Raw genomic sequence first — 4,689 nt, forward strand, 5'->3', positions numbered from 1 at the left:
CCATCCTGTAAGTGCGGGCGGACCCTTACAGCAGTGTCCGCCCGCACTTACAGGATGGTCTTGCGCGACTTCTTGGCGTACCCATACGCCGTTTTGTACTTCGCCGATTACTCCGCATCCTACCGAGCAAACGGTGCAAACGGTCTTTACTAGTTTCGAGCCTTCAAACGGCTCTTTTTTCTCGGCCTGACTTGCTTCGCGAACGGCGTTTGAGCTTGCGCTTACGCTAGCCGCGCCCGCGACCGCCGCGAGCGACGCCATTTTTAAAAACGAACGACGACCGACGCGAGGCGTAGGCGTCTGTTTTAAATTTTCAGACATTTTACTTCCTTTCGTAAATTATTTTGCTTGTTTGTAATAAAATTCCCAAGTCGCGTTACGCTTATAAAGCGTCTCTTTGCTCTTGCTTTTACCGCTTTTAATACCCGCGTCCGCATTTGCGACGCTAGCGCCCGCGGCTACTACCGCGCCGCTAACCATCAGCTTTTTTAGGAACTCTCGCCTATTAGTTTTGTGCATTTATTTTCCTTTCCGCATTTCGCTTTGCTCGGTTTTGCTCGCGTCTTAACGCCTCCGAGCGCGAAATTCCGTTTTGAGTTTTTATGTGTTTTTCGTCGTCGTAATTCGGTTTCGCAAGCTCGTAATAAAGCCTTTCAAATTCTATAAACGCTTGTAAAATCGCGCACGCGTCTTTATAAACTAGCGCGGCGGGACAGGCGTAAAGCTCGCTTATAAATTTATCGATAAAAGGATGTATCGTTGTGCTAAACAGTTCGTCCGCGAACTCGCCGTATCTCTCGTCGCCCGCGATTTGTCTAGTTAAAAATTCCGCCATTAATAAAAAAGTAAATCCGACGCTATCTTCGTTTTCTTTAAAATTTCGCTCGTCTCGGCGAACGTCGGTTTTTTTTAGTAGCTCGCGCACCCTAGCGCACGCGTAACCGCTCTCGAATCCCTCGTCGTAATAAGAGAAAGTGTTTCGTATCGCGTGCGGCGGAGCGTGGAAAATATCGTCGTATTCTTGGATTATATTTTGTAAATTTTGAGAAGTAAATTTTGAGATTAAGCTATCTATCGCCTCCGCGCTCGCTTCGTCGAGCGGAGAATTTCGTAAAATTTCAAGCATTTTGGCTACGTTTAAAAATCTTTCATTTTCGCTAAACGTAAAAAGGTCGGCAAGCAAGCAGTAATAAAGCCGTCTAGCCGTCAAAATTCGGACTTGATCTTCCATCTTTTTTCCTTATTAATAGGCAAAAATTTAAATCTAAATTTTCACGATGAGAAATTTACAATATATTTGCTTATTTACTAGCCTTAAAAAAATATAAGTTTTAAAAATTAATATTTTCTTAAATATGCCTTAATTGCATATCTAAAAAGGCGGGAATTTTCGGGAAATCTAAAAATTTTGCGTTTCAAAATTTAATAAATTTTGATATTTGCCCGCTCTAATTTTTATACTCTTCGTCTAAATTTAGGCGTTGCGGCTTTTATAAACGCTAGGAAAACAAAGAGTGGATTTAAACTCGCACAATAGCGCGACCGCAAAATTTAATTTCTATCCCTGTACTGCTCGTATCCGAATTTCCTTACCGTCTTAATCTCTCCGTCCTCTTTTAACACCAAAAGATCGGGTAGTTTTACTCCGTTAAAGGTCGTATTTTTTACGATCGTATAGTGGATCTGATCTTCAAATATCACGCGATCTCCGATATTTAGCGGCTTTGCGAACCTATACTCCGGTCGCCCCGCCGCAAGCCCCGCGATGTCGCCGGCTAGGCAGGTATTAGCACCCAGTCGGTATTCGTACGCTCCGTCTTCGCTCTCGCCTCGAACGGCGGGACGATAGGGCATCAGCACGGTATCCGGCATATGCGCTTCGGACGAAACGTCTAAAATAGCGATTGGCTTGCCGTTTTGCACGATATCAAGCACGCTAGCAATTAAAAATCCGCTCTGCCAGCCCACGGCCTCGCCAGGTTCTAAATAAACGCCCACGCCGTATTTTTCGCGGAATTTTTTAATCAAATTTATAAGCAGCTCTACGTCGTAGCCTTCGCGCGTAATATGATGGCCGCCGCCGAAATTTATCCATTTCATACGCTGAATAAATTCGCCGAAATTTCGCTCGAACGCCTCCAAAACGCGCCCTAAATTTTCCGCGCTCTCTTCGCAAAGCGCGTGAAAATTTAGTCCCGAAATTCCATCTAATAATTCGGGGCGAAAATTCGCGCGCGTAACGCCAAGCCTGCTAAATTCGCCGCACGGGTTATACGCGTCCACGGGCGACACCGAGAATTCGGGATTTACGCGTAAGCTGCACTCCGCGCCCGCGGCCAGCGCTTCGCCCTTAAATTTCGCCCACTGCGCGAAGCTATTAAAAACGACGTGGTTTGAAACCTTTAAAATTTCCACAAACTCGTCCTCTTTAAACGCGGGCGAATACGTATGTATCTCGCCGCCTACGAGCTCGCTAGCAAATTTCGCCTCGTAAAGCCCGCTGCAAGTCGCGCCGTCTAAATACCGCGAAACAAGCTCCATCGCGCCGCTAAACGCAAAGCCTTTAAGCGCCACTAAAATTTTAGCTCCGCTTTCGTCTTTTACGCGTTTTAAAAGCTCCAAATTTGCGCGCAGTTTCGCCTCTTCAAGCACGTAGGCGGGGGTCTTTATACGCTTTAAATTTTCGTCCATTTTCATCCTTTAAATTCGGCGCAAGTATAGCCAAATTTAGAAATTTTTCGCTATTATGGCGCAAAATTTTAAAGGAAAAATATGATCGAAATCGAATTTTTAGGTCCGATTAAAATGGATAAAATTTCGCTTCAAGCCGCGAGTCTCGGCGAAGTGAAAGAAAAACTGGCAAATCTTAAAAACTCCGAGCTTAACGAGTGGCTTAAAATTTGCGCCGTGGCGGTTAACGACGAGGTCGCGACCGACGTTAAAACGCCGCTAAAAGACGGGGATAAAATTTCGATTCTACCGCCGATTTGCGGAGGTTGAGCGTGGAAATTTACGAGGGAAGCCTAAACGTAGAGGAGATCACGAACCGCTGGTACGCGGAATTTAAGAATAAAAATTGTGGCGCGCTAATTAGCTTCGTCGGTATCGTGCGCGAGGAAGGCGGCATCAGCGCGCTAAGCTTCGATATTTACGAGCCGATTTTGCGTAAATGGTTTGATAGCTGGACGCAAAAGGCTGCGCAGCGCGGAGCGTTCGTGCTTTTCGCGCACTCGCGCGGCGACGTAGCGGTGCACGAAAGCTCTTATATCGCGGGCGTCGTAAGTCCGCAGCGCAAGGTAGCGCTGGCGCTAATAAACGAATTCGTCGAGGATTTTAAAGCCGCGGCGCCGATTTGGAAATACGACGTCATAAAAGGCGAGCGCGTCTACGCCAAAGAACGCAGCCAAGCGATCAAAGGCGCGGGGCTGCTCGCGTAAAAGGCCGATCGGCGCGGCCGCTTAATTCGCAAAGCGCCGAACTAGCATTTTACGCCGCGCGCTTAGCGGCTAGCCCCGCGTAAATCGCAAACGCGAAACCCAGCGCCAGCGCCCACGGAGCGTATTGCGTTATACCTTTTGCCGAGCTTGCCAACATGAAATTATGAGCAAAGCCCGCTCCCGCGCCCATACCCAAAACAAATACCGCCGAACTTAAATTTCCCGCGCCCGCGTGTACCAAATGCTTGCCCGGGCAGCCTTCGCTAAGACTAAAACAAAGCCCCGCAAGCGCCATACCGATAAAGTTGTAAATATAGTCGGTATGCGCGATAGGCTGGTCTTCAAAGCCTAGCTTATACTGCCCTAGCGCGGCATTAACGACGCTAGCGAACGCCACGACGCTTACCGCGCCCCAAAGCATCGAAAAATCGCCGCGAAAAGCCCTACCAAACGCCCCTACGCTGCAAAATTTGCTCTTATGCATAAAAACGCCTACGATAGCCGCAAGCGCGAACGACGCGAATACGGGCGCATGCTGACTGCCGGGGCCCTTTACGCTAGCAAACAAAGCCCCGTTTTCGCCGATTTTTAGCCCAAAAACCGATGCGGCGAGCAAGAGCGCGCCGATAATTAGCGGCAGCGCGCCCAAGGCGGCGTTTACGCGAATTTCCGGACTCGTTTCGTATCCGCGCTTTTTAAATAAAAATCCGCAAAATACGCCCGCTACGAGCCCCGCCAGTCCCGAAATCGCCGTCATATCGCCGCCACCCAGACGTAAAAACGCCCTCCACGGGCAGCCTAAAAATACGAGGCAGCCGATCATAGCAAATGCGCCTAGAAAAAATTTCAAAAACGGCGACGAGCCCGTAGTCGCGCCAAATTCCTTCGTCCAAAACAAGCTCGCGATAAATCCGCCCGCGATTAGCCCGATAATCTCGGGTCGCACGTATTGCACTACGCCCGCGCGGTGAAAGCCGAGCGCGCCCGCCGTATCTCGTAAAAAGCACGCCGCGCAAATACCCATGTTGCCGGGGTTTCCTAAATATACGAGCAAAGCTCCCAAAGCGCCGAGCGTTCCGCCCGCAACGATAAACCAAAATGAATTTTTCATAAAAAGCCTTGAAAAAATAGTAAAATCAACCTGATTCCTCGGCGTAATTTTAACTAAGAGGCGATAAAAAATAGATAAAATTTTGGGCGCTAAATTTAAGCGCAAAAAGATAAAATAGCCGAAATTTTATTTTAAATTTTT

7 protein-coding genes are annotated in these 4,689 nt (G+C 48.0%); 2 read left to right on the forward strand and 5 right to left on the reverse strand.

Features of this window, described 5'->3' with window-relative positions; translation table 11 throughout:
• The 4 genes from QZ147_RS08310 to nspC form a co-directional block, all read right to left on the reverse strand.
• The coding region (locus QZ147_RS08310; RefSeq protein WP_295149212.1) for a twin-arginine translocation signal domain-containing protein at positions 1–321 on the reverse strand (321 nt) is incomplete at its 3' end.
• Between the two features lie 18 nt (positions 322–339).
• A complete protein-coding gene (locus QZ147_RS08315) occupies positions 340–519 on the reverse strand; it encodes a twin-arginine translocation signal domain-containing protein (RefSeq protein ID WP_295149214.1) in 180 nt (59 codons plus the stop codon).
• Positions 506–1,231 (reverse strand): molecular chaperone TorD family protein, encoded by a 726-nt coding sequence (locus tag QZ147_RS08320; RefSeq protein ID WP_295149218.1) that lies wholly within the window; start codon positions 1,229–1,231, stop codon positions 506–508. Before QZ147_RS08320 ends, QZ147_RS08315 begins: the two co-directional genes overlap by 14 nt.
• A gap of 320 nt (positions 1,232–1,551) precedes the next feature.
• The gene (nspC, locus tag QZ147_RS08325; protein WP_295149219.1) at positions 1,552–2,691 is read right to left on the reverse strand and encodes a carboxynorspermidine decarboxylase; all 1,140 of its coding nucleotides are present in this window, start codon (positions 2,689–2,691) and stop codon (positions 1,552–1,554) included.
• Positions 2,692–2,772: 81 nt separating this feature from the next.
• Between nspC and QZ147_RS08330 the strand changes: the two genes are divergently transcribed.
• Positions 2,773–3,000, forward strand: a complete 228-nt coding sequence (locus tag QZ147_RS08330) for a MoaD/ThiS family protein (protein WP_295149221.1) — start codon at positions 2,773–2,775, stop codon at positions 2,998–3,000.
• A gap of 2 nt (positions 3,001–3,002) precedes the next feature.
• Positions 3,003–3,437: a molybdenum cofactor biosynthesis protein MoaE gene (locus QZ147_RS08335; protein ID WP_295149223.1), complete on the forward strand. Its 435-nt coding sequence runs from the start codon at positions 3,003–3,005 to the stop codon at positions 3,435–3,437.
• Between the two features lie 49 nt (positions 3,438–3,486).
• On the opposite strand, the gene yedE is transcribed toward QZ147_RS08335, so the two are convergent.
• Positions 3,487–4,548, reverse strand: coding sequence for a YedE family putative selenium transporter (gene yedE, locus QZ147_RS08340; RefSeq protein ID WP_295149225.1), 1,062 nt, complete (start codon positions 4,546–4,548; stop codon positions 3,487–3,489).
• Between the last annotated feature and the right edge of the window lie 141 nt (positions 4,549–4,689).

The sequence above is a fragment of the uncultured Campylobacter sp. genome (assembly GCF_905371695.1).
GTDB lineage: Bacteria > Campylobacterota > Campylobacteria > Campylobacterales > Campylobacteraceae > Campylobacter_A.

What these genes read in the sequence shown, in the direction of transcription:
- QZ147_RS08330 (WP_295149221.1), top strand. Translation starts at nt 2,773, where the DNA reads ATGATCGAAATCGAATTTTTAGGTCCGATTAAAATGGATAAAATTTCG.
- nspC (WP_295149219.1), bottom strand. Translation starts at nt 2,691, where the DNA reads ATGGACGAAAATTTAAAGCGTATAAAGACCCCCGCCTACGTGCTTGAA.
- QZ147_RS08315 (WP_295149214.1), bottom strand. Translation starts at nt 519, where the DNA reads ATGCACAAAACTAATAGGCGAGAGTTCCTAAAAAAGCTGATGGTTAGC.
- yedE (WP_295149225.1), bottom strand. Translation starts at nt 4,548, where the DNA reads ATGAAAAATTCATTTTGGTTTATCGTTGCGGGCGGAACGCTCGGCGCT.
- QZ147_RS08320 (WP_295149218.1), bottom strand. Translation starts at nt 1,231, where the DNA reads ATGGAAGATCAAGTCCGAATTTTGACGGCTAGACGGCTTTATTACTGC.